Annotated in this window: 4 protein-coding genes and 1 tRNA gene; 4 read left to right on the top strand and 1 reads right to left on the bottom strand. The window is 50.1% G+C overall.

Features of this window, described 5'->3' with window-relative positions; translation table 11 throughout:
• A partial coding sequence (locus A918_RS19160; protein ID WP_022709462.1) for a hypothetical protein occupies positions 1-278 on the top strand: 278 nt, incomplete at its 5' end.
• 98 nt (positions 279-376) lie between these two features.
• Positions 377-787, top strand: a complete 411-nt coding sequence (locus tag A918_RS0102155) for a hypothetical protein (RefSeq protein WP_022709461.1) — start codon at positions 377-379, stop codon at positions 785-787.
• A 1,236-nt stretch (positions 788-2,023) separates the two neighbouring features.
• Here the strand turns inward: A918_RS0102155 and A918_RS0102150 are convergent.
• A tRNA-Met gene (locus A918_RS0102150) sits at positions 2,024-2,100 on the bottom strand.
• A 171-nt stretch (positions 2,101-2,271) separates the two neighbouring features.
• On the opposite strand from A918_RS0102150, the gene A918_RS0102145 reads away from it, so the two are divergent.
• Both A918_RS0102145 and A918_RS0102140 read left to right on the top strand, forming a co-directional pair.
• Positions 2,272-3,231 (top strand): Gfo/Idh/MocA family protein, encoded by a 960-nt coding sequence (locus A918_RS0102145; protein WP_022709460.1) that lies wholly within the window; start codon positions 2,272-2,274, stop codon positions 3,229-3,231.
• Positions 3,232-3,592: 361 nt separating this feature from the next.
• Positions 3,593-4,585: DegT/DnrJ/EryC1/StrS aminotransferase family protein (locus A918_RS0102140; protein ID WP_022709459.1), on the top strand; the 993-nt coding region annotated here is incomplete at its 3' end.

Genomic DNA, 4,585 nt, shown 5'->3' with positions numbered 1-4,585 from the left:
GACGGCAAAGAGAGGTCGAACTCCGGATCGGGAAAGAGGAAGGTCGTCTCGTCGATATGGAAGACGTTGAAGCCATCGTCTCAAATGTTTTTGCAACACTACGCGCAGAACTTACCGGCATCCCCGTAGCGGTAACGCGCGATGTGAAATTGCGCGCGGAGATTGAGAAGGGATTAAATGGGGCGTTTGCTCAATCACAAGGCAAGTTCAGAGAAGCGGGTGAGGCTTTACGATCTGGCAGCGATCTTTTGGGAGCCGGCGGAGAAAACGACTCCTGACAAATGGGGGGGGCGGAGAACTGCGTCTATCCGTCAGCATAACAATATCCTAGAAGGTGGGAATACTGCCTGTAATAAACTAATATGAGAGGTGCTTTATGGCTAAAGGTCGTCTTGATAGTTTAATGGATCAATTGGGCGTTAAATTGGTGCCTACCTACCGGCGCAGAGCGCGCGGCCAGAGCCATGCACGGGGCACAATGAAAGCCATAAGGGACGCACACGGCGAAGGTCATTTGGTCTTTGTTGTGAAAACCATAAAGCAAAGCGCCGGTAATATTGATGAGCTGTGGTCTGAAACAATCGGTGCAGTCTCAGACATAGTGCTGCAGCGCCCAGATTGGGCAGAGAGGCGTGCTGGTGACTTTATGGCGGCTTTTGATCAGATTGACCTTGCCGTGCTCCGTGGTCGCTCTCTAGCGCTCAGGCCGTGGCCGGTACGCGGGACACTACGCACATTGATACTTTCGGAGCTTGAAGGATTGCTTGCGCCAGTGTGTGCGGCGTAGTTTATTCTGTAGCCAGTCGCCCCAACTGAAAGCACTCATGCGACCTACAAAAGCGAGAAAGCACGCCACACGGCAACCTCGAAGGAACCAGTCGCCATTTCAGACGAGAGGCCTATATTCCAGCCCTATACGCGCCACACAGAAGCGGAGCTGATCGAGATAGGGCAATTCTCATCCAGAATAAGCTATCGCTTCCGCACGGCGAATTTGGGCCGTGGGTACGCGATAAGACCGGACTGCCATATGAGGCCGCGCTGAATGCCATGAGACTGGCGCAAGTGGCTTAAACGGCGTTCGTGGCTTTCTGATCGGTGAAGGCTTGAAGTTGCTATGACCGGTCAGCAATAAAAAAGCCGCCCGACTGGAACAGGGCGGCTAATCAGTTATTTATTCTAAGGCCGTTCCACTTTGGTAATAAGAATATTCTTTAACGCTCCGTACTGCTAACAAATTTGAAAGCACTACATGAGATCCGACCATCGGGTGATATTCTGTCTCTATTGTTTGCGCGCAGGCTCGAAACAATCAGATTTCTTGTGGCAATATCTCGGCACATATCTACTAAAATAAACGGGACTGGTCTTTTCTCATCTTCGAGAAATATCCGTTCTTTGTATGTGTTGATGTTATAGCTACTGATCCGGCCGAACATATCATTTTGGTTATCGGAAGTCAGGAATGGGCGAAATTCGTACCAACCTTGGACGCATCTCCCACTCCATCATTTTATGGTGCGGACTTTTACTGAAATTTGAGTAAAAGGTATCACTGAATTGATGATGCCCCAAATTTAGGGCACGTCCACAAATTGTGGATGAACAATTCAACTTCCTTAAATTGAGGAAGTTGAATTACACTATTCGTTGGGCAGGTGAATTCCGCAAGCAGATTGTGCCGCAATAGGGGACTCGAAATGATCTTGTAACTTCTGATAGTCGCCGCCCCAAGTTATCCGCCAGCAAGTTGCCGCTCAAGCTGGCATGTCAGGCCAAACCAAATCTGGTTCGGCTGAATTCAACCCTTCGATTTGAGCGAAAGGTTGCTCAGTCCAAATCTGGGCTGAGTGTCACAACGATTCGACGGGGCATGTTGCACGGCATGTCGCGTGGAGCTACCGTGTACCAGTGTAACTCATTGAAATTTATAGAATGCCATTTGCAACACGATGCGACATGAAATTTACATCATGTTCCAGCTACGTGCTTTATAACTATTTGATTTTGTTTTGTAATTTTTTGGTAGCGGAGGACGGATTCGAACCGCCGACACAAGGATTATGATTCCTCTGCTCTAACCTACTGAGCTACTCCGCCCCACGATGCTTCAGAGCTTTTCAGCTGCTTCGCGAAGCAATGTTCTCGTTGGGAACGGGGGTCGTATAAGTCGGTATGCGCATAGCTGTCAAGCACTGTTATGCATTAATCGGTATTGAAATCCAACTTTTGCAAAGTTATTGAGTTTTCAACAAGCAAAGGCAGGAAAATATGGCACCGCGTATCGCAGTTCTCGGTTGTGGCTATTGGGGCAACAATCATATCCGCACTCTTAAAGGTCTGGGCGCACTCGTTGCTGTCAGCGATATTGATCCGGCACGCTCCGCAAAATTTGCTGCGGATTATGATGTGGCGCAAATCAGTGTTGATGATCTTTTTGTTTCAAAAGACATCGACGCGATTGTTATGGCACTGCCTGCGCAGTTCCATGCGCAATATGCCATCCGCGCGGTTGAAAACGGCAAGGATGTGCTGGTTGAAAAGCCGATCGCTCTGACTGTTGCCGATGGTGAAACCGCAATACAGGCGGCTCAGAAACATGGCCGTGTGTTTATGGTTGGCCATATTCTGCGCTTCCATCCGGCATTTGAGAAATTGCTGGAACTGGCACAAAGCGGTGAACTCGGCAAAATCGGTTATATTCAGGCGCATCGCATTGGTCTTGGTAAATTCCACGGCCAGAATGATGCTCTTTGGGATCTCGCACCACATGATTTGTCGATGATTCTGGCGCTGACCGGCTCTGAACCTACTGAGGTGCGTGGTGAAGGTGCGGCAATGATCGATCATTTGAGCGATTTTGCCCATCTGCATATGGAATTCCCGAATGGTATTCGCAGTCATTTGTTTGCGTCACGCCTGAACCCGATCATGGATCGCCGTCTTGCGGTTGTTGGCGACAAGGCAATGGCTGTTTTTGACGATGCTGAACCATGGGAGCGCAAGCTGACCCTGTATCGTCATAAAGTCTGGCAGGAGAACGGGCAGATCGCTTTCACCAAGGCTGATCCGGAATATGTGCCGGTACAGGAAGGCATGCCGCTGACCCGTGAGCTGGAACATTTCATTCATTGCATTGAAACGCGTGAAACACCGCGCACCAATGGTGAAGAAGCTGTGAGTGTGTTGCGGATTTTGACCAAAGGCACTGTGAACCATCCGGTTCGCTAACCGTAATCACAGATATTTGAGATATCCGGCTCTTTGTCATGCTGACGGTACTGATAGATTGCCCCATAGTCTGAGGGGCTGAACGGGATAATCAGACTGTATCCATGTGGACAGACTGCAGGATGCGAATAAAACAACGCGATTGAGCGGCTTTTCTGGTATAAGAACCGGCGAGCCGGTCTTCGCGACTGCTGTGCGGAACAAGGGAGACGCGATGTTCCGCCATTGCTTCAAGCTGTGTTACATTGTTTGCCAAACAGTGAAGAATGCACCATGGCGAAGTCTCTTATGAGGGACTACATACTACTCGATTCGCGGGTGTGCGCGTGCATGATGCGGATCAATTGATATTGGAGCCGACATGCAATTCATTGATCTTGTGAGCCAGCGCGCTCGCATTGAAGACCGTCTTAACGCTGCTGTTCTTAAAGTGGTCGCGGAAGGCAAGTATATTCTCGGACCTGAAGTTGCTGAGTTTGAGAAGCAGCTTGCTGATTATGTTGGCGTCAAACATGTTCTGGCCTGTGCCAATGGTACAGACGCATTGCAGATGCCGCTGATGGCTATGGGCGTCGGCCCCGGCGATGCAGTTTTCTGCCCGAGCTTTACCTTTGCAGCAACCGCTGAAGTGGTGGCGCTGGTTGGTGCGGAAGCGGTTTTTGTGGATGTCGAGGAAGACACCTACAATATGAATGTGGAACAGTTGCAGGCTGCTATTCATGCAGTGCGCAAGGAAGGCCGTCTGACACCAAAGGCGATCATTCCGGTTGATCTGTTCGGTCTGCCTGCTGATTACCGTGCCATTATGGCAATTGCTGATAAAGAAGGCCTCAAGGTCATTTCCGATGCTGCCCAGTCGATCGGCGGCAAGCGTGACAATGCTATGTGCGGTTCTTTCGGCCATGTCGGTGCAACCAGCTTCTACCCTGCCAAGCCGCTCGGCTGCTATGGTGACGGCGGCGCAATCTTTACCAATGATGACGAGCTGAACGATGTTCTGCGCTCCATCCATTTCCACGGTAAAGGCGAAACCCAGTATGACAATGTGCGCATTGGTCTGAACTCCCGTCTGGATACGATTCAGGCAGCGGTTCTGCTGGAAAAAATGGCTATTCTCGAAGACGAAATGGAAACCCGTCAAAAGGTTGCCAATCGTTATGCCGAAGGTCTGGGTGACATTGTTAAAGTAACCCGTCCGGCTGCCGGTATCCGTTCCGCATGGGCGCAATATTCGATTGAAACCGAACGCCGTGATGAGCTGAAAGCCCATCTGCAGGCGAAGGGTATTCCTTCGGTTATCTATTATGTGAAGCCGCTGCATTTGCAGACTGCTTATAAGCATTACACGATTGCA

It is taken from the genome of Pseudochrobactrum sp. AO18b (assembly GCF_000409565.1).
GTDB lineage: Bacteria > Pseudomonadota > Alphaproteobacteria > Rhizobiales > Rhizobiaceae > Pseudochrobactrum > Pseudochrobactrum saccharolyticum.
This window is presented reverse-complemented; position numbering and strand designations above follow the sequence as displayed.

What these genes read in the sequence shown, in the direction of transcription:
- A918_RS0102145 (WP_022709460.1), top strand. Translation starts at nt 2,272, where the DNA reads ATGGCACCGCGTATCGCAGTTCTCGGTTGTGGCTATTGGGGCAACAAT.
- A918_RS0102155 (WP_022709461.1), top strand. Translation starts at nt 377, where the DNA reads ATGGCTAAAGGTCGTCTTGATAGTTTAATGGATCAATTGGGCGTTAAA.